Source organism: Micromonospora sp. NPDC048871 (genome assembly GCF_043198155.1).
Classification (GTDB): Bacteria; Actinomycetota; Actinomycetes; order Mycobacteriales; family Micromonosporaceae; genus Micromonospora.
This window is the reverse complement of record NZ_JBICUM010000018.1, coordinates 13979-38853: the sequence shown is the minus strand read 5'-3', so window position 1 is coordinate 38853 and position 24875 is coordinate 13979. Positions and strand designations below refer to the sequence as shown.

Below are 24875 nucleotides of genomic sequence, written 5' to 3'. Positions count from 1 at the left end.
TCTCCTTGCTTGTGCTCGTCACGCCGCTGCCAGGCCCGACAGGGCGAGGTACCGGCCGTACAGCGCGTCGTAGACAGGGGCGGTGGTGGGGTCGGGCCGGTGGCGTCGACCAGCGGCTAGCAGTGGGCCGGCGGCGTGCGGGAGGTTGTCGTACCGGCCTAGTCCCACCCAGGCCGACATGGCCGCGCCGCGCAGCGGGGCCGCCTGCGGATCACCCGCCGGCACCTCGACGGCCCGGCCGGTGACGTCGGCCAGGATCTGGCAGAACACGGCCGATCGGGCACCGCCGCCGATCGCGGTCAAGGTCGACCCGGCCAGGGCCGGTGGCAGGTGGTGCAGCACGTCCCGGACCTGGAGGGCGATGCCCTCCATGGCGGCCCGGACGACGAAGCCCGGTCCGTGGGCGAAGTCCAGGCCGCTCATCCGGCCACTCGCCGCCGTCCAGTGCGGGGTACCGACCCCCGCCATGGTCGGTGCGAACAGCAGGCCCCGGGCGCTGGGTTGAACCGCGTCGGCGTCGGCGGACATGCGTTCGTACGCCGCCTCGTCGTCGCCGTAGCGCAGCAGGGTTCGCAGCCAGCGGAGCACCGATCCGCAGGCGGGGATGGTGCCCTCGACGGACACGTGGTCCTCGACGACGTGCGCGGCGCGGACGAAGCCCGCGACCTCGGGGGCGTCGCCGACGGCGGCCGGGAAGACCATCGTCGCCGAGGTGCCCAGGTTGACCGTGGCGGCACCGGCCCGCACCCCACCGCCGCCGGCCGCCGAGCACTGCTGGTCGCCGCCGCCGACGTACACGGGCAGCCGGCGGGGCAGGCCGGTGGTGTCGGCCACCTCGTCGAGAAGTCGACCGGCGACGTCGGTGGAGGCGCGCAGCGCGGGCAGCCGGTCCTCGTCGAGGTCGAAGGCGGCCAGCAGGTCGCTGCTCCAGCGTCCGTCGCTCAGGTCGAGCAGTCCGAACCAGGACGCGCAGCTGCGGTCGACCTGCGGCGGGCCGCCGGCCAGCCGGTGCAGCAGCCACTCCTGGACCCCGACGAAGTACGCGCAGTCCGCGTACGCCTGCGGGGTGTGGTGGCGCAGCCAGACCAGGGTGGCCAGGGCCGGCATGGTGCTCAGCGGCATGCCGGAGATCCGGCTGTAGGTCTGCGCGTCCACCGACCGGCCCATGGCCTCCAGTTCGCCGGCGCCGCGCTGGTCCATCCAGAGCACCAGCGGGGTGACCGGTCGCAGGTCCCGGTCTAGGCCGGCGACGGAGGCCCGCTGGGTGGCCAGGGTGAGCGCGACGATGCGATGCCCGGCCTGTGCGGCGAGGGCCTGGACGTCCCGGAGCAGCCGTACGGTCACCTCCCACATCGCCGGCAGGGACTGTTCGGCGTGGCCCGGGTGGGGGTGGTCGATGACCAGTTCGTGGCTGCGCTGCGCGTGCACCTCGCCCTGATCGTCGACCAGGGCGCAGCGGATGCCGGTGGTGCCGGCGTCCACGACGCACACCAGGTCGGTCATCCCTTCACCGCCCCGAAGCTCATGCCGGTGACCAGCTGCTTCTGGGCTAGGAACAGCACGACGGCGACCGGGAGCACGGCCAGGGTTCCGGCGGCCATCATCGGGCCGACGGCCACCGACTGGAACTGCATGAACCCCAGCATCGCCACCGAGACGGTCTTCGCTTCGCCGCTGGCCAGGGTGAGGGCGAAGACGAACTCGTTCCAGGAGAAGATGAAGTTCAGTACGGCCGCGGCGGCCACCCCGTTGCGGACCATCGGCCAGGCCACGCTCAGGAACTTCCTGGTCTCGGAGCAGCCGTCCAGGTCGGCGGCCTCGAAGACCGCGGCCGGCAGGTCCGCGAAGAAGCTGCGCAGCAGGAAGAAGGTCACCGCCAGGTTGACCACGGTGTGCATGACGGTCAGCGCCCATACGGTGTCGATGCCGCCGAGTTCGCGGAACAGCACGAAGTACGGGATGACCACGACGACCGCCGGGAGCATCCGGGTGGACAGCACCCAGAACTCGAAGTCGGACCGGCCCTTGAACTGCATGCGGGCGCAGGCGTAGGCGGCCGGGGTGGCGGCGGCGATGGCGATCGCGGAGGACACCACCGCGACGAGCACCGACCGCCCGATCGCCCCCATGAACTCGGCGTCGCCGAACAGGTCGGCGAAGTTGAACACGTACAGCGGGGCCAGCCAGTCCGGCGCACCGCCGTGGATGTCGCTGGGGGCGGCGAAGCCGACCCGGAGCATGAAGGCGAACGGCAGGATCGACCAGCAGATGAGGGCCCAGATCGCCGCGGTCCGCAGCACCCGGCCTTTTCGAGACTCGTGCACTAGTGCTCCAACCGTTGCAGCGCGGGTGCGGCGAACCGTTTCCCGACGATGAACAGGACGACGAGCAGCAGCAGGCCCAGCGCGGAGGCCTCACCGATGTGCAGGTCGTTGAAGGCGGTCCGGTAGATGCGTACGACAAGGGTCTCCGTCGCCGCTCCCGGCCCTCCCCCGGTGATGATCCAGATGGAGTCGAAGGTGCGGACCGCGTCGATCGCCCGGATCGTGACGACGAAGGCCACCAGCGGTTTGAGCATCGGCAGCGCGATGCGGACCAGCCGTTGCAGGGCGCTGGCGCCGTCGAGGGCGGCGGCTTCGAAGGTCTCGTCCGGCAGGGATTTCAGGCCGGCGAGCATGACCAGGGTGATGAACGGCGCCCACTGCCAGATGTCGACCACCACGAGGGCGAGCACGGCCAGCATGGGTTCCGAGGTCCAGCCCGGTGTGGGTAGCCCGACGGCGGCCAGGGTGGCGTTGATCTGCCCGCCGTCCGGGTTGAGCATCAGCCGCCAGGACAGGTACGCCGCGACCGGGGTGGCGCCGAACGGCAACACCAGCAGCGCCAGGTAGAGGCGGCTGCCGCGCAGTGGTCGCCACAGCAGCGAGGCCGCGAGGGTACCCAGGAGGAACTCGGCTACCAGGGCGACCAGGACCATGCCGACGGTGAGCAGCAGCGCCCGGAGCAGGCCCGGTTCCTCGATGGTGTTGGCGAAGTTGGTCAGCCCGGCTAAGCCCTGCTCGTCGGGGCGGGTCAGGTTGTTGTGCCGCAGCGAGTTGACCAGCACCGACACGAAGGGGTAGACCGTGAACGCCAGCAGCAGCACGGTCATCGGGGCGAGCATGCCGATGAGGAACAGTCTTCTGCTGCGCCTGTCGTCCGGTCTCGGCGTACCACCGGGGGTGCCCGGCGGTGCCGCCGGCGGGGAGCCGGCGGCCTGCCGCGACAGCACAGCTGTTCGGTCTGCGGACATCACAACCTCGTTCGGCGTGGGCGACGCCGGCAGGTCAGGCCGGCGGGACGGCGACTCATCGGCCCGCTCGGGCCATCGCGGCAGCCGCGTCGGCCATGGCACGCTTCGGGTCCTTGCCGTCCACCAGCACCTTGATCAGTTCCAGGGAGAGGGCGTCGGCCTCGCTGGGGAAGGTGGGCCGGGCGTACGGGACCCGGTCCGGCTGCACGGCCTGGAGGTTGGCGACGATCTCGGTCGACATGTCGCCGGGGTAGAAGGAGAGGAAGTCCTCGTTCGACCACACGGACTCGCGGGCCGAGGGGCTGCCCGACTCGGAGCTGACCGAGGTGGCGGTCTCCTTGCTCATCGCCCAGGCGTAGAAGAGGGCGGCCTGCTCCTTCTTGCGGGAGGCCTTGGGGATGCCGGCCATCCAGTACCAGTAGTTCGGGGCGGCCTTGGCGGCGGCGCTTCCGGGCCACCGGGACACCGCGATCTGGTCGGTGTGCTTGCTGCTGTTCTTGTCGAGCACGACCGACAGCAGGCCGCTGGCGTCGGTGTAGAGGGCCGCCCGGCCCTCGTTGACCGTGCCGGTGGCCTCCAGCCAGCTCATGTTGGAGGCACCCTTGGGGCCGTACTTGGTGAGCAGTTGCTGCACGTACAGCTCGGTGGCCGCGACCGCCTCGGGGCTGTCGACCGTCGGGGTGTTGCCGTTGTAGAACTCTCCGCCCTGGGTGAGGAAGAAGTTCGTCCAGGTCCAGACGATGTCCAGACCACGGCGGCCTCGGCCGGCGAAGGGGCGCTCCATGGCGGCGGAGAGTTTGGCGCTCGCGTCGACCAGGCTCTCCTGGGTGGGGAACCCGTTGATGCCGGCCTGGGTCGCGAGGTCCTTGCGGTAGATGACCACCCCGGCCTCGGCGGACAGCGGAAGGGCCATCAGCTCCCCGTTGAGGCTGCTGGCCTTGCGGGCCGGTGCGAAGAAGTCGTTGGTGTCGAACCAGTCGGCGTTGACCAGACCACCGCCGCCGAAGTAGGTGTCCAGCGGCTCCAGCCACCCGGCGTTCATGTACTGCCCGGCCTGCAGGTTGCCCACCATCAGCGCGTCGTACGTGGTGGCGCCGGAGGAGAGGGCCACCAGGGCCTGCTGGTAGTAGCTGTCCTCGGACAGGGTGTTGGCCTTGATCTTCATCCCGGTCAGGGCCTCGAACTCGGAGAACCGCTTGCTGACCGCGGAGGTCCACCAGTGTTCGCAGAGCAGGAGGTTGAGGGTCTCGCCCTTGAAGCGGTCCCATTCCATGCCGGAGGCGCCGAGTGTCTGGGCGCCTGTCGTGGCGCCAGGGGTGCCTGTGTCGCCTTCGCGGGAGGCGCAGGCACCGAGGGCCAGCGCGCCGGTGAAGCCCAGGGCGCCGGTCAGCAGGCCCCGGCGGGACAACCTGAATGAAGCCTCGTTTCGCATGATGTCTCCTGTTGACAGCACGCATCGACGGCGGTGGAGGACCACCGTCGGGGCGCGTGGGGGTGGGGGGTGTGGTGCGAGATGGGGGGCGGTGGGCGGATGCCTACCGTTTGATCCAGGAGGAGATCCGGACGCGGTCTCCGCGTACCCAGACATCGGAGTACTCGACGGCGTCTCCGTTGGACTGGTAGGAGATCTGTTCGAGGTAGAGGACGGGGACGCCCGGGCGCAGCGACATCGCGTCACTGACCTCGTCGCCGGGGAGAATGGCGGAGAAGGTACGCCGCACGGAGTCGACGGTCACGCCGTAGTCGTGTTCGAGCACTCCGAACAACGACCGGTCCTGCAGGACCTGCGGGGACAGATCCGGGCACAGGACGGTCGGCAGGTAGTTGTCCAGCAGGTAGACCACCTCACCGGCGACCGATCGGGTACGCCGGATGGCCAGCACGCTGAGGTCGTCAGCGGGCAGACCGAGGTGGGCGGCGATGTGGCTCGGTGCCTGGATGACCCGGGCGGACAGCACCTGGGTCTGGTACTCCACGCCCTCCCGGTCCAGGCTCTGCGCCGTGGAGATCAACTCCTGGGCGAACTCCTGCTCCAGCATCTGCCCGCGTACGAAGGTGCCCTTGCCACGGGTCTGCTTGAGCAGGCCGGCCTCGATCAGGGTCCGGATCGCCCGCCGGACGGTGCCCCGCGAGACGTTCAGCGCGCCCGCCAGGTCCGGCTCCGCCGGCAACTTCAGGTGCTCCGGCCACTCACCCGACTCGATGCGCTGCCGCATCAGCTGCGAGATCTGCTCGTGCAGGGCCTCGGCTTCAGCCGGCGAGACCTCTCGGGTGAGAGCCCTGATCGCCGCGGGGGTGAGTTCCTGAGCCGTGGCCACGTCGCTCCCATCGCTTGTTCACTGATGTCCGCGTTGGTCTGTAGACATCACTGAACATAGGCGAGCGGTCTGGTGATGGTCAAGGGGCTGACCTGGTGAAACTTGGCGCGGCGGTCGGCGGGCGCAGGCAAATTGCGACCGAACAGGGGCAACGGCCACGTACCACGATCACGCGGTGACGGTGAGTCATGCCCCCCGGGGTGACGGGCCGAGGATCCAGTGCTCTCTTGTGGCCCAGCCGAGCAGTCGTCGGCCCGTACCGGCCCGGCCGTTCGGATCGAAGGTCCCGCCGCCGACGATGTGCCCGAGCCCGGTCACGGCCGGCGCCAGCCGGGTCCGCACGTGGTCGGGCTGGGCGGCCAGTCGCTGCGCGGAGTGGGCCAGGAAGGCCGCCTGCTCCTCGCCCGTGGACAGCGACAGGAAGAACAGCATGTGCCGCCAGGCGTACGCGGTGTTCTTGACGGTGCTCAGCGGGCGGGGGTTGTGGTGGATGCGTGCCGTCAGCCGCAGCACCTCGTCCAGGCACTGCTTCGACAGCGTCGACAGCTCCTTGACGAGCGGGTTGGGCAGCACCGTGGCAGGGAAGCCGGTCACCGCCGCCGACGCCAGCCGGGCCAGGGTGCGACCGGCCTGTTCGCGGGTGTCGCTGGAGTCGATCCGGGCCGACGCGACCGCCCTGACCCAGGGCAGCTCGGCCACGCTTACCTGGTGCTCCAGGTTCAGCAGCAACACGGAGCGGCGACTGCGGAAGGCACGGTAGGTGGCGTCCATCAGGATGCGCAGGGCCGGATCGGGGTACGCCGAGGCCGCGGTCGCCGCCGCCAACCGCGGTGGCGATGCTTGCGGCAGCGCGGATACGCTGCGGCGAGGTGCCGGTAGCGGACCAGCAGCTGGGCGGCTCGCGGCAGCCAACCCTCCGGCGTCACCGCGCCGACCCGGCCGTCGACGACGGTCTCGCACCACAACGTCAACAACTCGTCGGCGAACGGGTTCCACACCGTCAGCGCCTCGCGCATCGTCTCGATCTGCGCGTTCGGCTGCCGCTGCTCCAGCGCGCAGCAACCACGCCACCACCGGCAGCGCCGCCTCCTCCGCGTACTCCACCCGGTAGCGACCGCTGTCGAGCAGCTCGCCCAGTTCCGCCAGGCCCGCATCGGTCAGCCAGGACCAGAACAGGACCCGGCGCGCGGCCGGCAGGCCCCACCGCCGCGCCCGGTCGGCCTCGTCCGGGCGCAGCGCGCCGCCGGCGGCCGGCGTTCCGGTCGCGAAGCCGCCGTGGAGCACCTCCGGCGTCACCCACACCGGCAGGCCCCACATCGGGGTACGCGAACCGATGTCCAGCGTTCCTGCGGCCATCCCGTCCACGACCTGCTGCCAGCGGCGTACCCGCTGCTCCGCCCGCTGCCGGGCGGCCGGATCCTCATGCGTCCCGGCGGCGGTCAGGGCACGCGCCAACTGGCCCAGGGAAAAGCTCACGCCGACGCGGATGTCGTTGTCGCTCACGCCAGCGTGGCGGGCCCCGCCCCCGCGCCCTCCGGGATGCGAGCCCGGTGCTCTGCTAACTGAGCTACACGCTGATGCCGCGACACTCTACGGAGTTCACCGCCGCGTACGCACCCGAGATGTGTTCAGTCGCTGACCCTGCTGCGGGACTGGTACAGCAGGTCCTGGTACTCCGGGTGTCGGGCGATCCAGCCCGCGATGAACGGGCAGGTGGCCAGGACCCGCAGGTTCGCGGTGCGGGCCTCGTCGAGGGCCGCGCGGGCCAGTGCCGCCCCCACTCATAATTGTTGCCTCGCCCCCTGGCCGCCATGTCCATCGAAGACGCCGCGCCCACGATGACCACGCAGCACTCCTGCGGCACGCCGGAAGCTGATCCCCATCGAGTGGGATTTTGCACTCCCAGTGCACTTGTCTCACGGCCGGTGTCTGCCTAGCGTCACCTCATGGCTGACTCGTGGACCTTCGCCGTGGCCCGTGCCGACCTCGCTGACACCACTCTCGTCGACAACTCCGTGCCCGCGCTGGCCGACGGGGAGGCGCTGCTGCGGGTGGACCGGGTAGGGCTGACCGCCAACAACGTGACCTACGCGGTGCTCGGCGAGGCGATGCGCTACTGGGAGTTCTTCCCACCCGAGGCCCGAGGGCTGGACCGTCGGTGGGGGCTGCCGCCGTTGTGGGGCTTCGCCGAGGTGACCGCCTCCACCGTGGCCGGGGTCGAGCCGGGCCAACGGGTCTACGGCTACCTCCCGCCCGCCGGCCATCTGGTGGTACGCCCGCAGCGGGCGGACGCCACCGGGTTCCGGGACGCCAGCGGCCACCGGGTCGACCTGCCCTCGCCGTACAACGCGTACCGGTCGACCACCGGGGACCCCGCCTACCGGGCCGAGCAGGAAGACCTGCTGATCCTGTTCCGGCCGCTGTTCTTCACCTCCTTCATGCTCGCCGACCAGATCATCGACAACGACCACTACGGCGCCCAGTCGCTGGTGCTGTCCTCGGCGTCGAGCAAGACGGCGTACGCTGCCGCCTTCGAACTGCACGGCCGCGGACCGCGCCTGATCGGCCTGACCTCGCCGGGCAATGTCGCCTTCACCCGGTCACTCGGCTGCTACGACACCGTGCTCAGCTACGACGACATCGACACCCTCGACCCGGTGGCCACCGTCTACCTGGACCTGTCCGGCTCACCCGCCACCCGGGCCGCCCTGCGCGACCACCTCGGCGACCGGCTGATCCGGGACATCGCCGTCGGGCTCACCCAGCAGACCCCCAACGCCGACGCCGCCGGGGAGGTCTTCTTCGCCCCGGTGCAGATGCGCAAGCGCAGCCAGGACTGGGGCCGCGACGGCCTGGACGCACGGTTCACCGATGCCTGGCAGCGCTTCGTCCCGGTGCTCAACGATCGGCTCGACGTGCAGGTCGGCAACGGTCCCGAGGCGCTGCGGCACGCCTGGCTGGACGTCCTCGCAGGCCGCACGCCGCCACGGGTGGGTCACGTCGTCCAACTCTGACCAGCTGTCCGGCGGCCCGGACCTCGTCCAGCCAGCCGCCAGGCGGTGAGGCGACCACCCCGACACCACCCGCGACTGCCGATGACGAATGATCATCAGCGTGTCGCATCGGTCACGGTAGGTAGGGTGTGGTGGTGGCTGGCAATCGGGTCGGGGGCCGAGGGCGGCGCATTGCCTGGGGTGCGGGGCTTCTGATCCTGGGTGTGGTGCTTTACCTGCTGGCCCGATCCTTGCACGACAATGACGTGCTGGAGGGGCTCGACAAGGTCTTCAGCATCATCGGAGGCATGTCCGGCCTCCTCGGGCTGGCCTTGACGGTCCGGGCGGTGCGGTCCGCCGATGGCCCTGCCGGCACTCGTGACGGGCAGGCGGATTCGTCAGGGTTGGACGGACTCGCCACCGCAGTGGAGCAGGTGTGGCGTCCAGAGCTGCACCGTCGCCGGCTGGCCAATCCGCATCCCCTGCCCGTCGCCTGGACCACGATCGGCCCGCCGATCGCCGACCACTGGAGCAACATTCGCAGTGACGGCGACCCCACGCCGCTGAACCTTGACGATTGCCTCGATCTGCGTAGCCCCGACGCTCTGCACCAGGTCCTGACGGACGAGCGGCTGCGCGGCCGGGTCATCCTGCTCGGTGAACCAGGCGCGGGCAAGACCACCCTGTTGTTGCGCGAGGCCCTGCGCCTCCTTCGGGCCCGCACCCCGGAAGACCGGGTGCCGGTGTTGTTGCGCCTGCCCACCTGGAACCCGGACGAGCAGACCCTCGAACAGTGGATCACCACCCAACTTGCGACCGAGTACGGCCACCGCAGCCCCATCACCACCAGCCAACTACTGCCGCTGCTCGACGGCCTCGACGAAATGCCCGCTCCGCGCCGAGCACGCGCCGTCCAAGCCATCAACAACACATTCGACCCCGACCAACCACTCGTGCTGACCAGCCGCACCACCGAGTACCTCGACACCCTCACCGGACTGCCCGGCACCACGATGGCCGCCGCCGCGGTACTGGAACTCACCACCATCGCCGCGGACGTGGCGTGTGCATACCTGCAGCGGACCACCAACCGCCCCGGCGACTGGGAAGCAGCATTCGACCGCGACACCGACGGACGGCTGGCCTCGGCCCTCAATGCACCCCTGTGGGTCGACCTCGCCCGCCTCACCCACACCGACCCCCACCAGCCCGACAATCAGCCCGGCAGACTCCTCGACCTGCCCGACACCGTCACCATCCGCACCCATCTCCTCGACCGGCTGATTCCTGCCGCCTACCCCGATCCTCCCGAGCCAGACCCCACAGGCCACACCTGGCACCGTGCAGACGCCGACCGGTACCTCCGCAACCTCGCCCACCACATGCACCGCCGCAACACTCACGACCTAGCCTGGTGGGAACTCGTCCACACCCTTCCCCGTCCCATACGGCTCGCGTTCGGGCCCGCGTTCGGGCTCACACTCGGATCGGCGATCGGGCTCGCATTCGGGCTCCCGCTCGGGGTCGCGCTCGGGCACCGGCTCGGGCTCCTGCTCGGGCTGATACTTGGACTCACGAGCGGGATCGCGTTCCTCGCCGAAGGCGGGTTCACATTCGGGCTTGCGTTCGGGAACATGACTCCATCTCGACGGCAGATAATCTGGCGATGGTCGAGCCGGTCGTTCCTGCGTCGGAACGGATCCGGGCTCGTGGCCATACCCGTGGTGGGGCTGGTGGGCTGGCTCGTGGTAGGGCTCTCGGGCGCATTCGTGGCGGCGCTCGTGCTAGTACTCATAGTTCTGCTCGCCCACGAAGCCAGTACGTCTCTCAACGGCGGCGACGCCGAAATCACCGCCTCTGATCCGCTCACACTCCTGCGCAACGACCGGCGTCGAGCGCTGGCAAACGGGCTCGCGTACGGGCTGGCGTGCGGGCTCACCTTCGGGATCGCGTTCGGGATCGCCGTGGGGCTCCTGGTGGGGCTCACGCTCGGGCTCACCGTCGGGCTCATGCTCGGGCTCACCGTCGGGCTCACCTTCGGCCTCTCGGTCGGGTTCGTGACGGCCTCATGGGGGCCGTTTCAATACGCGCGGCTGTGGTGGTGCATGCGGAAAGATCTGCCCTGGCCGCTCATGGCATTCCTTGCCGATGCCCATCGGCGAGGAGTGCTGCGCCAGGCTGGCGGCGTCTACCAGTTCAGACACAGTCTGCTGCGCGACCGGCTCATCTGACACGACCACAGGACGCGCGGATCTGCTGCCGCCTATCGCGCGCTATCAACTGTCACGACAGTCGGATGGAGCGGGTGCCGGTTTCGTCGACCTGTTCTGGCGTGGTCAGGTCCAGGCCTGTTCGAGGGCCAGGGCCAGTCGCCTGGTCCACTGCTCGGCGGTACCCGAGATACCGGGGTACTCGTCGGTGAAGTTGGTCCAGTCGACTTTCCAGGACAGCACGGTCTCGGCCGTGAAGCAGCTTCCATGCCAGCGCCAGCGAGGCGGGTGCGGCCAGCATCGGCTCGTCGACACCGGGCAGGGTCAGCATCTCCGGTGGGAGCGGAAGTCGTTCGCCGGCCGCCAGATCGGCGACCGCCGTGCTGGGCAGCAGCAGTTTGACATGATGCTCGAAGTACCGGCCACTCGGCTCGGCTGTCGCCTGCTCGTCCGACTGCGGTACGCCGACGCACCATGGCGCCGCCTCGATCTTCGAGCGGCATGGGTGAACGCCCGCTGCGCGCAGTTCGCGTTCCCAACGCTGCACCGCGGCCTGCTGCTCGGTCAGGGTGCCTGCGGGAGTTGGACAGTTCGCCGGGCGCGGAGTCTGGCGGCTGGCGGGTCGCGTCAGGCGGAAACGGTCCGTGCGGTTGAATTCAGGGCGTCGCCGTGTGTCCTGGGAGCGCCGCCGTGAGTCCATATGATCAGCTTGCTGGCCTTGACCTGCCGACCCTTCAGGTGTTGGAGGCGGCTCTGGCGCTGGGTGGCCTGGTCACCGAGGCGGAGGTGTCGGCGTTGGTCGGCGCCGACGCGACGCCGTACCTGCAGCGTGCCGCCGATGCGGGGCTTGTCGCGCGGCTACGGGGCCGGCTCACGGTGAACGGCGTACTGCGAGAGGTCTTCGCCCGTCCGCTGGGTGTCGGCCCGGCCGCTGGTCAGCTCGCCACCATGTTAAACGCCGAGGATCTGAAGGTCGTGGCACGCAACCTGGGGCTGCCGACGAAGGGCCGCAAGGCGGACCTGCTGGAGGCGGTGGCGGAGTTCTTCCTCGACACGGACAACGTGCACGCTCTGGTCAAGCGGATGCCCGGCGCGACGCGGACGGTGTTGGAGGAGGCTGACCGGGACGGTGGGCAGATCCGCCGCTACGGCGGCAGCAGCATCGCACACCGGAGTCGGTACACGAACCGCTACCGGCAGGTGCATCCGCTGGACTGGGCCGAGGAGCACGGGCTGGTCTACCGCGTGACCTGGGAGGACTATCAGCTGGCGGGGCAGGTCGCGCTCGCTGTGCGAGGAGCGGGCTACCGGGCTCCGTTCCAGCCGCAGGAACCACCGGTTGCCTGGCACACGCCGGATGCTTCGGCAGTGCGCCGCGACGCACAGGCCCAGGGCATTGCCGTGGTCGGGCTGTTGTCGACGCTGCTGGACGGGGCTGGACGTGAGCCGCTGGCTACGGTCAAGGCCGGCGGCGTGGGCGCGCGCGAGCTGACCCGGACGGCGAAGACCCTGGGCGTGACGGTTCCGACCGTGCGGCTGCTCCTGGCCGTCGCCCATGAGGCCAGGCTGGCCGACCTCGACGAACGCGTGATCCCGACGGCCGCGTACGACCGTTGGCTCAAGCTCGGCCTGAACCAACGGCTCGCGGTGATGCTGAAGGCATGGCGCGAGCTGGACTATCTGCCGTCGTCGCAGACTGGCCCGTGGGTTCCGGAGCACCGCCACAGCTGGTCTGCGCAAGCCCGGATGGCCGCGCTGCGGGCGTTGGGTGACCGGGCCACGACGGACCTCGAGCAGACGACGCAATGGATGTGGTGGCGGCAGCCGCTGACCTTCGGCGGCACCGCGACCGTACGCGGCCTGCTGGACGAGGCCGCAACCCTGGGGATCCTCGGTGCGGGCGCGATCAGCCCGGCCGGGCAGGCACTGCTGGCCGACACGGACATTGCCAAGGCAGTCGGCGACCTGGGTGAGGTCGTTCGTACCGCCCGGCTGCAGGCCGACCTGACCGCGGTCGTGGCGGGAACACCGAGCCCAGAGCTAGCAGAACTCCTCGGTGCGACCGCCGTCGTCGAGTCCCGCGGCGTAGCCACGACCTGGCGCTTCAGCCCGGCAACGGTACGCGGCGCGTACGACGCAGGCTGGACCGAGCAGCGTCTGACCAGAGCCCTGACGAAGATCGCCGAAGGCCGCCTGCCGCAGCCGCTGGTCTACCTGCTCGCCGATGTCGCCCGCCAGCACGGATCAGTACGGGTCGCGCCCGCCGCCAGCACCCTGGTCAGCGACGACACCGCGCTGCTGGCCCAGATCTGCGCCGACAAACGGCTGGACAAGCTCAACCTGCGTCTGCTCGCCCCCACCGTGCTGGCCAGCCATGCCACCACAGCCGACACGACGGCCGCCCTACGCAAAGCCGGCTACGCGCCCCGCCAGCAGAACGCCGACGGCCGCGACGTCATCGAGAAGACCCGCCGCCACCGCGCCTGACGAGCTGGTCAGCGCAGGTGGCTTGCCACCTTCTTCCGGAGTGCGGGCAGCTTCGGGTAGAAGGCGTTGCCGGGGCATTCGGTGGCCATCCAGTCCCGGTGTCCGGAGATGGTGTTGACCGCCAGCTGGGTGCCGCTGACCGGATTGACGAAGGTGGTCGCGGCATGCCCGCTCGGGCGATTCCCACATAGCGCGGCAGGTCGGGCGCGAACCGGTGTTCCCACTGCTTGACGAAGCCAAGCCGCTCGTACCAGCGGGCGGAGGCGTCGGCATCGGCGACCCGCAGAGCAGGCGCGAGATGTTCATCCATCGGTTCAGTATCGATGCCCGCCCACCAGGATCGCCGCATACCCGATCCGCCATCACTCGGGATCCCACGACCACACGCCCGACGACGTTGCCCTCGTTAGCGAGAACGGGACGGGCCGGGCCCACATGCCGCGTCGCCAGGTGCGCCGAGTCCGCCGACCCGAGCATCGATCGAAACGCTACCGGTTACTTCCCGAAACTACCGGTTGAAAAGCCGGTAACTTTCTGCCAGCCTGATAGCCACCAATCGATGTGATCGCTAACACGGTCCTCGGCCCCTGGAGGCGCCTCACGGCTGACGCGGCTCACCCGTTCGCCCGGCGACACGTCCACCACCTGCAGTTCCACGCCGCACCACATCGGGCGGACGCATCGGGCGCATTCACCGCCACCTTTGACCTGCTAGTCAGGTGACCAGTGCCGACCGCCTCCCCGGTAGCCCGGCGAGGTGGGTGGGCTCATTTGTGGGGCGCCGCCACCGCAGCCGCCCCTATCCGCGACAGAGGCTCTCATCCCATCAGTGGAGGATCTGCATGATCTCCCGGAACCGTCCCTCCGGGCGTCGACTTCGAACGCTCTCCCTCTCCGGAACAGCCGCGATAGTTGCGGTACTCGTCGTGTCGATGCTGCCCAACCTCGCCCACGCCGCCGAGTCCACCCTGGCCGCGGCCGCCGGTCAGTCCGGCCGGTACTTCGGTGTCGCCGTGGCGGCGCACAAGCTCAACGACGGCGTCTACACCGGAATCCTGAACCGTGAGTTCAACTCGGTCACCGCCGAGAACGAGATGAAGATCGACGCCCTGGAGCCGCAGCAGAACAACTTCACGTTCGGCAACGCGGACCGGATCGTCAACCACGCCCTGTCCCGGGGCTGGAAGGTCCGGGGTCACACCCTGGCCTGGCACTCCCAGCAGCCCGCCTGGATGGAGCGGATGGAAGGGCAGGCGCTGCGCTCGGCCATGCTCAACCACGTCACCCGGGTGGCCACCTACTACCGCGGGAAGATCGACTCGTGGGACGTGGTGAACGAGGCGTTCGAGGACGGCAACAGCGGTGCTCGGCGCAACTCCAACCTCCAGCGCACCGGTGGCGACTGGATCGAGGCGGCCTTCCGGGCCGCCCGGGCCGCCGACCCGGGCGCCAAGCTGTGCTACAACGACTACAACACCGACAACTGGACCTGGGCCAAGACCCAGGCGGTCTACAACATGGTGCGCGACTTCAAGCAGCGCGGCGTGCCGATCGACTGCGTAGGGTTCCAGTCGCACTTCAACGCCCAGTCGGCGTACAACAGCAACTACCGCACCACCCTGTCCAGCTTCGCCGCCCTCGGGGTGGACGTGCAGATCACCGAGCTGGACATCGAGGGCTCCGGCAGCCAGCAGGCCGACACCTACCGCCGGGTGGTCGAGGACTGCCTCGCGGTGCCGCGCTGCAACGGCATCACCGTCTGGGGCATCCGGGACAGCGACTCCTGGCGTTCCTACGGCACCCCGCTGCTGTTCGACAACAACGGCAACAAGAAGCAGGCGTACAACTCGACGCTGGAGGCGCTGAACGCCGGTGGCACCACCCCGCCGCCGACCACTCCGCCGCCCACGACGCCTCCGCCCACCACCCCGCCGCCGACCACCCCGCCGCCCGCCGGCTCCGCCAGCGAGATCGTCGGCAGCCAGTCGGGCCGGTGTATCGACGTGCCGAACGCGTCACAGAACAACGGCACCCGGGTCCAGCTTTACGACTGCAACAAGCAGACCAACCAGTCCTGGACCCACACCGCCAGCAGGCAACTCCAGGTGTACGGCAACATGTGTCTGGACGCCGCCGGCACCGGCAACGGCGCTGCCGTGCAGATCTACGCCTGCCACAGCGGCACCAACCAGCAGTGGAACGTCAACTCCAACGGCACCATCAGCGGGGTCCAGTCCGGGCGCTGCCTGGACGTGTGGAGCACCGCCAACGGCGCCCAGGTGCAGCTCTACGACTGCCACACCGGTGCCAACCAGCAGTTCCGGCTCGTCTCCCTCGGCGGTAGCAACCCGCCGCCGACCACCCCGCCGCCGACGACCCCGCCGCCGACCAGTCCCCCGCCGGGCACCAGCTGTGACCTGCCGTCGACGTACCGGTGGTCCTCGACCGGTGCCCTGGCGCAGCCGAGGGCGGGTTGGGTGTCGTTGAAGGACTTCACCCACGCGCCGTACAACGGTCAGCACCTGGTCTACGCCACCACCCACGACACCGGCACCACGTGGGGTTCGATGAACTTCGGTCTGTTCTCCAACTGGAACCAGATGGGTTCGGCCAGCCAGAACCAGATGCCCTTCGCCGCGGTCGCGCCCTCGCTGTTCTACTTCGCCCCGCGCAACATCTGGGTCCTCGCCTACCAGTGGGGTGGACCGGCCTTCTCGTACCGGACCTCGACCGACCCCACCAACGTCAACAGCTGGTCGGCGGCCCAGACCCTGTTTACCGGGTCGATCTCGAACTCGGGTACCGGTCCGATCGACCAGGCGCTCATCGGTGACGACCAGAACATGTACCTGTTCTTCGCCGGGGACAACGGCCGCATCTACCGGGCCAGCATGCCGATCGGGAACTTCCCGGGCAGCTTCGGATCGAACTACACCACGATCATGACCGACACCACGAACAACCTGTTCGAGGGCGTGCAGGTGTACAAGCTCCAGGGCCAGAACCGGTACCTCATGATCGTCGAGGCGATCGGGTCGCAGGGCCGCTACTTCCGGTCCTTCACCGCCACCAGCCTGGGTGGCACCTGGACCCCCCAGGCCGCCAGCGAGAGCAACCCCTTCGCCGGCAAGGCCAACAGCAACGCGACCTGGACCAACGACATCAGCCACGGTGAGTTGATCCGCTCCAACGCCGACCAGACCATGACGATCGACCCCTGCAACCTGCAACTGCTCTACCAGGGCCGAGCCCCCAACTCCGGCGGCGACTACGGCCTGCTGCCCTACCGTCCGGGCGTACTGACCCTGCAACGCTGACGGCGTGCAGATCCGGCTCGGGCACAGCCGGAGCGGGCGGGCTCGGCACCAGCCGAGCCCGCCCCACCCTTAACCACTCCACCACCAGGAGGTATCCACCGTGCAAGGACAGGCACACCATCCCCCACCCGCGGTGACCAGCGACCGCGTGCCCAGCTTGCGGGGACGGCTGGTCAAGCTCGCTGCGGCCGGGATCGCCGCCGCCGTCGGGCTGCTCACCGTGACGGTCGCAGCCGGATCGGCCTCGGCCGCTGACAACCCGTACCAGCGGGGCCCGGACCCCACCCGGACCAGCGTCGCCACCGAACGCGGCCCTTTCGCCAACACCTCGGTCAGCGTCCCCAGCGGGTACGGGTTCAACGGCGGCCGGATCTACTACCCGACCGACACCAGCCAGGGCACCTTCGGGGCCATCGCCATCTCCCCGGGTTACACCGCGTTGTTCTCCGCCGAGCTGGCCTGGATGGGACCCTGGCTGGCCTCCCACGGCTTCGTCGTGATCGGCATCGAGACCAACAGCCGTAACGACTTCGACACCGCCCGAGGCACCCAGTTGCTCGCCGCGTTGGACTACCTGACGCAGCAGAGCCCGGTACGCGACCGGGTCGACGCCAGCCGACTGGCCGTCGCCGGCCACTCCATGGGTGGCGGTGGGGCGCTGAGCGCCGCCATGCGACGTCCGTCGTTGAAGGCGGCGGTCGGCATCACCCCGTTCTCGCCGTCGTCGAACCTGGCCAACGACCGGGTGCCCACGATGGTCATCTCCGGGCAGGCCGACACGGTGGTCACCCCCTCGTACGCCCTCGACCTGTACAACAGCCTTCCGTCCACCACGGAGAGCGTGTACGTCGAGGTCGCCGGCGGGGATCACGGGTTCATGGTCGGGCGGTCCAACCCGGTGATGATCCGGACCATGCTGCCCTTCCTGAAGATCTTCGTCGACAACGACGCCCGGTACAGCCAGTTCCTGTGCCCGCTGATGGACAACAGCGGTGTGGTCACCTACCGCAGCACCTGCCCGCTGATCGACACCCCGACCACCCCGCCGCCGACCTCTCCCCCGCCGACGGATCCGCCACCCACCACCCCGCCGCCGACCACCCCGCCGCCCAGCTCGGCCACCCAGATCGTCGGGGTCCAGTCCAACCGGTGCATCGACGTGCCGAACTCCTCCCGCAACAACGGCACCCGGGTCCAGCTCTACGACTGCCACGGACAGGCCAACCAGTCCTGGACCTACACTGCCAGCAGGCAACTCCAGGTGTACGGCAACATGTGCCTGGACGCGGCCGGCACCGGCAACGGCGCAGCCGTGCAGATCTACAACTGCCACGGCGGCACCAACCAGCAATGGAACGTCAACTCCAACGGCACCATCAGCAATGCCCAGTCCGGGCGCTGCCTGGACGTCTGGAGCACCGCCAACGGCGCCCAGGTCCAGCTCTACGACTGCCACGGCGGCAACAACCAGCGATTCAACCTCGTGGCTCGCTGATCGCGACAGACAAGCTGTTCGAGTGCAGGCCGGTCGGCAGGGTGCAGGGCCAGATCCGACCCTGAACAGGCCAGACCGGAAACGGGCGGGCTCGACCTCACGTCGGGCCCGCCCGGATCAGCTGTTGAGGTACGCCAGGACGGCGAGGACCCGTCGGTTGGCGTCATCTGAGGGCGGCATGTCAAGTTTGGTGAAGATGTTGTTGATGTGTTTGCTGACGGCCTTCTCGGTGATCCGGAGCTTGGCCCCGATCGCGGCGTTGGAGCGGCCTTCGGCCATCTCACCGAGCACCTCCCGTTCTCTGGGGGTGAGCACCGCCAGCGGCTCTCGGCGGGCGAGGAGTTGCGAGATCACCTCAGGGTCCATGGCCGTACCGCCGGCGGCGACCCGGCCGACGGCGTCGACGAATTCACCGACGTGGGACACCCGGTCCTTGAGCAGGTAGCCCACGCCGCCGTGCGGCGTGCTGAGCAGCTCGCGGGCATACAAGGGCTCGACGTGCTGGGAGAGCACGAGGATGGGCAAGCCGGGAATCTGGCTACGAGCCGCTATCGCGGCCTGCAGACCTTCGTCGGTGAACGTCGGCGGGAGGCGGACGTCGACTACCGCCACCTGAGGCCGGTGGGTGATCAGGGTGGGCAGCAGGGCCGGGCCGTTGTCGACGGCGGCGACGACGTCGAAGTCGAAGGCCCGCAGGATGCGGGTCAGCCCGTCCCGGAGGAGCGCGTGGTCCTCGGCGATGACAACGCGCACGGCAACTCCATGGTGATGACGGTGGGCCCGCCGAGCGGGCTCGACAGAGCCATCGTGCCATCGAAGGCGGCGAGGCGGCGTTCGATGCCCCGCAGACCGGTACCGGCCACCGGGTCGCCGCCGCCCACGCCGTCGTCGGCGACCACCATCGTCAGTGTTCCGTCCCCGTGCCGCAGGGACACCGATCCGGTGTGGGCACGGCTGTGGCGGACCATGTTGGTCAGCGTCTCCGCGACGGCGAAGTACGCGGCCGACTCGACGGGTGTGTCGAGTCGGCCGGGCAGGTCGACATCGACCGTTATCGGCATGGGCAGGCTGTGCGCCAGCGCCCGCACCGCCCCGTCCAGTCCGCGTTCGGCCAACACGGGTGGATGGATACCACGGACCAGGTGCCGCAGCTCGACCAGTGCGGTGCCGCTGGCTTCACGCGCTTCAGCGAGCATCTCGTGGGCTGCGGCCGGGTTCCGGTCGATCAGTTCGTCGGCGAGACCGATCGTCATGCCCAGTGAGACGAGCCGAGCCTGGATGCCGTCGTGCAGGTCGCGCTCGATGCGGCGCAGCTCGGCCGCCTGGGCGTCCACCGTGTCGGCGCGTGTCACGGTCAGCTGGGTGACCCGCAGGCGGAGTTCGGCGGCCTTGGTCGGTGCCAGGAGGAGTCGGGCGAAGTACGCGTCGACCCGCCGTAGCCACGGCGCCAGCCACAGACCGCCGGCCAGGATGGCGGCGCCTTGCGGCAGGCAGATCAGCCCTTCACTGAACGTGTCGATGGACCAGACGGCACCGTAGCCGTACCAGTCGGTGCCGAGCCAGATCCACAGCGGCGTCAGCGTCAGACCCATGATCCCGTACAGCGGCACGGCCAGAGAGATCACGCCGAGGACAGCCCCGACGATCCCGCCGGGCAGGAGCCAGGCGAGGTCGCGCCAGGTGGCTGGGTCCGTGACGATCCACCGGAAGCGCCGCCAGCCGCCGGCGATGCCCCGCTGCGGGGGCGGATGGTAGGGACGTGGCACCGGGACCCCGGCCCGTGCGGCACGCCTACGTTCGAGATCCGCCCGCTTCCGGACCAGCGTCGTCGTCCAGCACACCAACGCCATGCCGAGCAGCGGCACCGGGACCAGGGCCAGCGCCAGCAGCGATACGCCGAGCAGCACGACGTTGGCCAGGGCCAGGCCGATAGCGGCCAGACCGGCCAGCACCGCGCGCACACCCCGCCGCGCCCACTCGTACGTCCGCTCGTCCGGCCCGGCCATGTCCACGGTTGTCATTGTGCCCACGCGATCGCCGTTTCTCGGTGGTGCTGGCACCCCCTTCGACGGGGAGACAGCGTTCCTGACAGCGCCCGTCCGAGGCGGTCTGCTGGGATCATGATGACTTCCACGACACCGTCGCAGTCGACGACCGGCAGTGATTTCGCCGTCCTGGCCCGCCGGATCGTCGACGCGGGGTTGATGCGCCGCCGGCCCGCCTACTACGTCGCCCGGCTGAGCGTCGTCACGCTGATGTTCGTCGGCGGCTGGACGGCCTTCTTCGCCATCGGCTCCTCCTGGTGGCAGATGATCACCGCCGTGTTCCTCGCCGTCACGTTCGCCCAGGTCGCACTCGTGGCGCACGACCTGGCGCACCGCCAGGTGTTCCGCACCAGACGCCCGAGCGCGGTCGCCGGACTGCTGGCCGGCAATCTCGGCATCGGGATGAGCTACGGCTGGTGGATGGACAAGCACACCCGTCACCACAACAACCCCAACCACGACGACCTCGACCCGGACGTCGCCCCCGAGGTGCTCGTCTGGACCACCGAGTCGGCCCTCGGCCGGCGCGGGCTGAAGGGCTTCATCACCCGGCACCAGGCCGCACTGTTCTTCCCGCTGCTCACGCTGCTCGCTGTCAGCCTGAAGGTGTCCAGTGTCAAGGCGTTGCGTGACGGCACGGTGAAACAGCGGGGTGTGGAGGGCGCACTGCTGATCCTGCACGCCGCCGGCTACCTAGGCGCGCTGGTGCTCGTGCTCTCGCCGCTGCAGGCCGTCGCCTTCCTGCTGCTGCACCAGGCGCTGTTCGGCGTCTACCTCGGCATGACCTTCGCCCCCAACCACAAGGGCATGCCGCACCCGACCGGCACCGAGGACTATCTCCGCAAGCAGGTGTTGACCGCCCGTAACGTTCGGGGAAACCGGCTGGTCGACGCGGCGCTCGGCGGTCTGAACTACCAGATCGAGCACCACCTGTTCCCCGGTATGCCGACGCCCAACCTGCGTAAGGCACAACCGATCGTGCAGGCGTACTGCGCCGAGATCGGCGTCGCCTACGTACAGACCAGTCTCGTCACCTCCTACCGCCAGGCCTTGCGACACCTGCACGACGTGGGCGCACCCGCACGCGCGGAACACGCGCGGCGCTGATCCAGCCGCCGGTGTCAGCCCTGTCACGCCGAGATCCGGCTCTATCTCCGGCCGTCGTCGCGCCACGCGATCCTCCCCATGGTGATCGGGCCTCCGGCGATGGCGTCTCGACAGAGCGGGCATTCGGCGTCAGGACAGTGGGTGATGTCCGGCTGGGCGACGATGGCGGCCGTCGCGGCGGCAAGGGTCTGCCGGGCTGGGAAGGCGCGCCAGCGCGAGGCACCGACCATGATGCTCTGGGCGAGAGAACTGAGGACGGGCTCCAGCTTCGGGAACCCTGCGGAGCAGGAGCCGACCTCGACCATGCGGATGGCGCCGTCGATGTCGCGCGCCCATCTGCGAAACATGCGGCGGCCGGACCGCTGTTCGGCCAGATGCAGGGCGGTCATGCGGTCGAGACCCACACCGACGAGCAGGATCACCCCATCGCGGTCGGCAAGCTCGCGAATCGGCCCGTACACGTCTTCGGGGCTCTGGGCGCCGATGATCTCGGCGGCCTCCGGGCCGATCGCGGCGAAGGAGTTGAGGGGATGCCGTCCGCGTACGGCGTCGGGGCGCCCGACGAGCACGGCCGGTAGCAGGCCGAGCGCCGGATTGATCAGTCCGCAGCCGACCCGGTAGGGACCGGCCTCCAGCAGGGCGCCGTCGACCGGCACGGCAGCGTAGTCGACTCCGTTGCGGGCCGGACGCATGTCGGTGGGGGCAGCCACTGCGAACTGGGGTTCCGTGAAGGCGGGCACCATCACGGTGCAACCCCGGTCGAGCAGTGTGTCGAGGATGGCGTCGGCACCGCCGTCGAGGACCGTCCCGAAGGACCGCAGTGAGGTGTGCAGCATGACGGTGCGCCTGCTCAGGTGCAGACCTGCGAGGGCAGCGGCTAGGTGTTCCTCGGTGATCATGTGGACCTCCGAACGGTCAGGCCGGGTGTTCGGCGTCGATGATTTTCCCGCGCAGGAGCTCGTCCAGCGCGTACCGGGTGGCCTTGGTCTCGGGATGGTCGGTGCCCAGGGTGCGGTCGCGGCGCTCCAGGACCTGTCGGTAGAGGGTTTCCGCCTCGCTCCAGCGGCCCTGACACGCGATCGTCCAGGCGAGTTCGTGCAGGGTGAGCAGGACATGGGGGTGGTCGGCCTCGAGCACCTGACGCAGGTCGAGGAGCCGACGGTAGAGGGCCTCAGCCTCGGCCCATCTGTCCTGTTTGGCGGTGATCCAGGCGAGCGCGTGCTGGGTCTGGAGGGTTTGTGGCGCAAGATCGGAAAGGACACGTCGCCGGTCGCGCAGCACCTCCTCGAAAATCGGTTGGGCTTCGTCGAGGCGGCCCTGCCGGGCGATCGCGTACGCCAACTCGTGACGCGTGGTCAGGCTGTCCCGCGAGTCCGGCCCGAGGTGGAGCACGCAGTCGCGAAGGGTGTCCCGATAGCGTTGCTCGGCCTCGGCCAAATCGCCGAGCAGGCTGGCGATCCACCCGGACTCGTGGCGGCTGCGGAGGGTGTCGGGGTGGGAGTCGCCGAGGACCCGCCGTCGGATGTCGAGCACCTCCTGGTAGATGGTCTCCGCTTGGGTCAGATCGCCCCTGTTGGCGACGGTCCAGGCGAGTTGATGCCGGACCCGCAGCACCGCCGGATGTTCCTCACCCAGCGCCACACAGCGGTCGAGGGCGATCCGGCACAGCATGCCGGCGGCCCGGAACGCGCCGCTGTGGTTGAAGGCCCTGGCCACACCGGCGGTGGCGTCGGCCAGCCGGGCGAGGTGTTCGTGGTCCCCGTGTTCGGCCGCGGTGTCGAGCAGGGCCAGCAGGTGTTGGCTGAGCAGCCGATACTCCGGCCAGCATTCCGGCTGGCTGTGGCTGAGCTCCCCCAGCGCGCCGACCAGATGCGCGACTGCGGTCCGCCACACCTCCGGACCCTCAAGGCGGTCACGGTGGGTGGCGGTGACGACGGGATGCAGGGTGATCGCGGCGGAGTCGCTGCGGATCAGACCCACGCCTGTCAACCCGTCGAGCGCCTCCTTCAGGCCGCTCATGGACAGCATGCGCGTCGGGATCTGCTCGGGCGCATAGCAGCTGGCCAGCCGCAGTAGCGTCCGAGCCTGGGGGATGCCCTGCCGGGCCAGCCCGTCCAGAGAGATCTCCGCGGTACGGGCCACCATGGTTCCCTCACGGCTGCCGAGGGCCCGATGGTAGGCGGCGAAGGTGTGCGACTGCGCTAGCCCGGAGCCCAGGTAGGTCCCGGCCAGGTGCAGGGCGAGCGGCAGACCACCGATTCGACGCGCCAGGGCCAGGGCCTCGGACTCGTTCCCGGCCTGCGGCGCGAGATCGCGGAGGACCTGCGCGGCATCGACCTCATCCAGCTGACCGACCGCGAAGAGTCGGGCGCCCACCCACATGCGTGGGTCGGTTTCCCGGCTCGTCACCACGACCAGGCCGCGCTGCGACGCCCGCACCCAGCTTCGGCCGTCCTGGACACCCGCTGGCGAGTCCGCTGCGGCAAGGATCCAGGGATCGTCGGCGTTGTCGATGACGAGCAGCCAGCTTCTGGGCGAGCGTTCCAGCAGACGCCAGAGCCGGTCGGGGCCGTCAGCCGCCCCGTTGGCGATCGACTCCAGGTCCGTGGTGGAGCCGCCGAGATCGCTCATCACCGTGGTCAAACCCTCGAAGAAGTTCGCCGGATCGGCGGCGGAGACCCACCACACCTGGCGGTCCCAGCTTCGCGCCCGCTGGGTCAGGGCGGCAGCCAGCGTGGACTTTCCCGAACCGCCCGCCCCGACGAGCACGGCGGGACCGCCCTCTGCGGGTCGGCGCGCCAGGGTCACCAACTCTGCCAGCAGATCGTGGCGCCCCCGCAGTTCCGGCTGCGAGCGTCGCACCGCGGCAGAGGGGAGGTCTTCCATGACGTCGACTTCCCGGTCGATCCAGGTCCTCAGGTCGTTCAGGCCACGTCTGAGGTCGAAGGGTGGGAACGCCTCTCCCCCGGCGGCGCGGGCGCGTCGGTAGACCTCGGCGAAGGTGAGCGGCATCCGCTCCTCGTTGTCGGTCATCACGCAGGCTCCCAGTCTTCCTCGTCTTCGATGAACGGCACCAGGTGTCCGACGCTGGCTCTCAGCTGTAGACGTGCCTCTCGCAGATGGACGCGAACCGTGCTCGTCGCCAGCCCGAGGTGGTCGGCGGCGCGTTTAACCTCCCATGCCTCACCCCAGACCAGGAGCGCGATCATCCGCCGACGTGGTGGCATCTGTTCGATCGCCTTCCAGCAACTGGTCAGGGCGATCATCAGCTCCACGTGCTCGGCCGTCTCGTTGTCGGACGGCGGGGGCAGGTCGGGGACATCGACGGCCAGATCGACCCGCTTCTGCTTTCTCCAGAGGTCGACGGCCTTGTTCCGGAGCACCTGACGCAGCCATCGTCTGCGCTCGTCGGAACCGAGGGGCTCGACCTTCTCCCAGGCGCGGACGGCTTCGTGGAACGTGATCTGCACCAGATCCTGCGCATCGCAGGCCCGGACCCACGAACGCGAGTGGGCGTACCGGTGCAGGTCCTCGGCCTCGAGCAGGTAGAGCTGCTCGATCTGCTCGACCTGGGTTCTGGTGAGCTTCGGCCGGGACTCGACGGACCCCAC

At 69.5% G+C, this 24875-nt stretch carries 19 protein-coding genes and 1 tRNA gene; 6 read left to right on the top strand and 14 right to left on the bottom strand.

What is annotated here, in order from left to right; translation table 11 throughout:
- Nucleotides 1-18: 18 nt before the first annotated feature.
- The 8 genes from ACGFIK_RS26070 to ACGFIK_RS26035 all read right to left on the bottom strand — a co-directional run bounded on the left by ACGFIK_RS26070 (nt 19) and on the right by ACGFIK_RS26035 (nt 7391).
- Nucleotides 19-1503 carry an FGGY-family carbohydrate kinase gene (locus ACGFIK_RS26070; protein WP_393341850.1) on the bottom strand — a complete coding sequence of 495 codons (1485 nt, stop codon included), beginning with the start codon at nt 1501-1503 and terminating at the stop codon, nt 19-21.
- The gene (locus ACGFIK_RS26065; RefSeq protein ID WP_393341847.1) at nt 1500-2324 is read right to left on the bottom strand and encodes a carbohydrate ABC transporter permease; all 825 of its coding nucleotides are present in this window, start codon (nt 2322-2324) and stop codon (nt 1500-1502) included. The genes ACGFIK_RS26070 and ACGFIK_RS26065 overlap by 4 nt, the downstream gene beginning before the upstream one ends.
- Nucleotides 2324-3292 carry a carbohydrate ABC transporter permease gene (locus tag ACGFIK_RS26060; RefSeq protein WP_393341844.1) on the bottom strand — a complete coding sequence of 323 codons (969 nt, stop codon included), beginning with the start codon at nt 3290-3292 and terminating at the stop codon, nt 2324-2326. Before ACGFIK_RS26060 ends, ACGFIK_RS26065 begins: the two co-directional genes overlap by 1 nt.
- Nucleotides 3293-3347: 55 nt before the next feature.
- Nucleotides 3348-4724, bottom strand: a complete 1377-nt coding sequence (locus ACGFIK_RS26055) for an extracellular solute-binding protein (protein ID WP_327025730.1) — start codon at nt 4722-4724, stop codon at nt 3348-3350.
- 103 nt (nt 4725-4827) lie between these two features.
- Nucleotides 4828-5610 carry a GntR family transcriptional regulator gene (locus tag ACGFIK_RS26050; protein WP_393341841.1) on the bottom strand — a complete coding sequence of 261 codons (783 nt, stop codon included), beginning with the start codon at nt 5608-5610 and terminating at the stop codon, nt 4828-4830.
- 186 nt (nt 5611-5796) lie between these two features.
- Entirely contained in the window at nt 5797-7086 is a 1290-nt protein-coding gene (locus ACGFIK_RS26045; protein WP_393341839.1) for a hypothetical protein, read from the bottom strand.
- Between the two features lie 28 nt (nt 7087-7114).
- A tRNA-Ala gene (locus ACGFIK_RS26040) sits at nt 7115-7187 on the bottom strand.
- A 51-nt stretch (nt 7188-7238) separates the two neighbouring features.
- A complete protein-coding gene (locus ACGFIK_RS26035; protein WP_393341836.1) occupies nt 7239-7391 on the bottom strand; it encodes a GNAT family N-acetyltransferase in 153 nt (50 codons plus the stop codon).
- Nucleotides 7392-7556: 165 nt separating this feature from the next.
- On the opposite strand from ACGFIK_RS26035, the gene ACGFIK_RS26030 reads away from it, so the two are divergent.
- The 3 genes from ACGFIK_RS26030 (at nt 7557) to ACGFIK_RS26020 (ending at nt 13300) form a co-directional block, all read left to right on the top strand.
- Nucleotides 7557-8624: a DUF2855 family protein gene (locus tag ACGFIK_RS26030; RefSeq protein ID WP_393341833.1), complete on the top strand. Its 1068-nt coding sequence runs from the start codon at nt 7557-7559 to the stop codon at nt 8622-8624.
- Between the two features lie 203 nt (nt 8625-8827).
- Entirely contained in the window at nt 8828-10834 is a 2007-nt protein-coding gene (locus ACGFIK_RS26025) for an NACHT domain-containing protein (protein ID WP_393341831.1), read from the top strand.
- Between the two features lie 717 nt (nt 10835-11551).
- Nucleotides 11552-13300, top strand: a complete 1749-nt coding sequence (locus ACGFIK_RS26020) for a helicase-associated domain-containing protein (RefSeq protein ID WP_393341828.1) — start codon at nt 11552-11554, stop codon at nt 13298-13300.
- On the opposite strand, the gene ACGFIK_RS26015 is transcribed toward ACGFIK_RS26020, so the two are convergent.
- Nucleotides 13269-13610, bottom strand: a complete 342-nt coding sequence (locus ACGFIK_RS26015) for a glyoxalase superfamily protein (RefSeq protein WP_393341825.1) — start codon at nt 13608-13610, stop codon at nt 13269-13271. The genes ACGFIK_RS26020 and ACGFIK_RS26015 overlap by 32 nt on opposite strands.
- A gap of 622 nt (nt 13611-14232) precedes the next feature.
- Here ACGFIK_RS26015 and ACGFIK_RS26010 point away from each other — a divergent pair.
- Together ACGFIK_RS26010 and ACGFIK_RS26005 are read left to right on the top strand one after the other, a co-directional pair.
- Nucleotides 14233-16617 (top strand): non-reducing end alpha-L-arabinofuranosidase family hydrolase, encoded by a 2385-nt coding sequence (locus tag ACGFIK_RS26010; protein ID WP_393341903.1) that lies wholly within the window; start codon nt 14233-14235, stop codon nt 16615-16617.
- Nucleotides 16618-16750: 133 nt separating this feature from the next.
- Nucleotides 16751-18112 (top strand): ricin-type beta-trefoil lectin domain protein, encoded by a 1362-nt coding sequence (locus ACGFIK_RS26005; RefSeq protein WP_327025723.1) that lies wholly within the window; start codon nt 16751-16753, stop codon nt 18110-18112.
- A gap of 117 nt (nt 18113-18229) precedes the next feature.
- On the opposite strand, the gene ACGFIK_RS26000 is transcribed toward ACGFIK_RS26005, so the two are convergent.
- Together ACGFIK_RS26000 and ACGFIK_RS25995 are read right to left on the bottom strand one after the other, a co-directional pair.
- Nucleotides 18230-18865 carry a response regulator transcription factor gene (locus ACGFIK_RS26000; protein WP_327025722.1) on the bottom strand — a complete coding sequence of 212 codons (636 nt, stop codon included), beginning with the start codon at nt 18863-18865 and terminating at the stop codon, nt 18230-18232.
- The gene (locus ACGFIK_RS25995; protein ID WP_393341822.1) at nt 18817-20133 is read right to left on the bottom strand and encodes a sensor histidine kinase; all 1317 of its coding nucleotides are present in this window, start codon (nt 20131-20133) and stop codon (nt 18817-18819) included. Before ACGFIK_RS25995 ends, ACGFIK_RS26000 begins: the two co-directional genes overlap by 49 nt.
- Nucleotides 20134-20235: 102 nt before the next feature.
- Here ACGFIK_RS25995 and ACGFIK_RS25990 point away from each other — a divergent pair, with 102 nt between their 5' ends.
- Nucleotides 20236-21264: a fatty acid desaturase family protein gene (locus ACGFIK_RS25990; RefSeq protein WP_393341900.1), complete on the top strand. Its 1029-nt coding sequence runs from the start codon at nt 20236-20238 to the stop codon at nt 21262-21264.
- A gap of 41 nt (nt 21265-21305) precedes the next feature.
- Here ACGFIK_RS25990 and ACGFIK_RS25985 read toward each other — a convergent pair whose 3' ends face one another.
- The 3 genes from ACGFIK_RS25985 to ACGFIK_RS25975 are packed head-to-tail and all read right to left on the bottom strand — an operon-like array spanning nt 21306 to nt 24875.
- Complete coding sequence (locus tag ACGFIK_RS25985) at nt 21306-22163, bottom strand: AAC(3) family N-acetyltransferase (RefSeq protein ID WP_393341820.1); 858 nt, start codon at nt 22161-22163, stop codon at nt 21306-21308.
- Nucleotides 22164-22179: 16 nt separating this feature from the next.
- The gene (locus tag ACGFIK_RS25980) at nt 22180-24297 is read right to left on the bottom strand and encodes a tetratricopeptide repeat protein (RefSeq protein ID WP_393341817.1); all 2118 of its coding nucleotides are present in this window, start codon (nt 24295-24297) and stop codon (nt 22180-22182) included.
- Entirely contained in the window at nt 24297-24875 is a 579-nt protein-coding gene (locus ACGFIK_RS25975; protein WP_393341814.1) for an RNA polymerase sigma factor, read from the bottom strand. Before ACGFIK_RS25975 ends, ACGFIK_RS25980 begins: the two co-directional genes overlap by 1 nt.

What these genes read in the sequence shown, in the direction of transcription:
- ACGFIK_RS26070 (WP_393341850.1), bottom strand. Translation starts at nt 1,503, where the DNA reads ATGACCGACCTGGTGTGCGTCGTGGACGCCGGCACCACCGGCATCCGC.
- ACGFIK_RS26060 (WP_393341844.1), bottom strand. Translation starts at nt 3,292, where the DNA reads ATGTCCGCAGACCGAACAGCTGTGCTGTCGCGGCAGGCCGCCGGCTCC.
- ACGFIK_RS26055 (WP_327025730.1), bottom strand. Translation starts at nt 4,724, where the DNA reads ATGCGAAACGAGGCTTCATTCAGGTTGTCCCGCCGGGGCCTGCTGACC.
- ACGFIK_RS26030 (WP_393341833.1), top strand. Translation starts at nt 7,557, where the DNA reads ATGGCTGACTCGTGGACCTTCGCCGTGGCCCGTGCCGACCTCGCTGAC.
- ACGFIK_RS26015 (WP_393341825.1), bottom strand. Translation starts at nt 13,610, where the DNA reads ATGGATGAACATCTCGCGCCTGCTCTGCGGGTCGCCGATGCCGACGCC.
- ACGFIK_RS26010 (WP_393341903.1), top strand. Translation starts at nt 14,233, where the DNA reads ATGCTGCCCAACCTCGCCCACGCCGCCGAGTCCACCCTGGCCGCGGCC.
- ACGFIK_RS25995 (WP_393341822.1), bottom strand. Translation starts at nt 20,133, where the DNA reads ATGACAACCGTGGACATGGCCGGGCCGGACGAGCGGACGTACGAGTGG.
- ACGFIK_RS25990 (WP_393341900.1), top strand. Translation starts at nt 20,236, where the DNA reads ATGACTTCCACGACACCGTCGCAGTCGACGACCGGCAGTGATTTCGCC.
- ACGFIK_RS25985 (WP_393341820.1), bottom strand. Translation starts at nt 22,163, where the DNA reads ATGATCACCGAGGAACACCTAGCCGCTGCCCTCGCAGGTCTGCACCTG.
- ACGFIK_RS25980 (WP_393341817.1), bottom strand. Translation starts at nt 24,297, where the DNA reads ATGACCGACAACGAGGAGCGGATGCCGCTCACCTTCGCCGAGGTCTAC.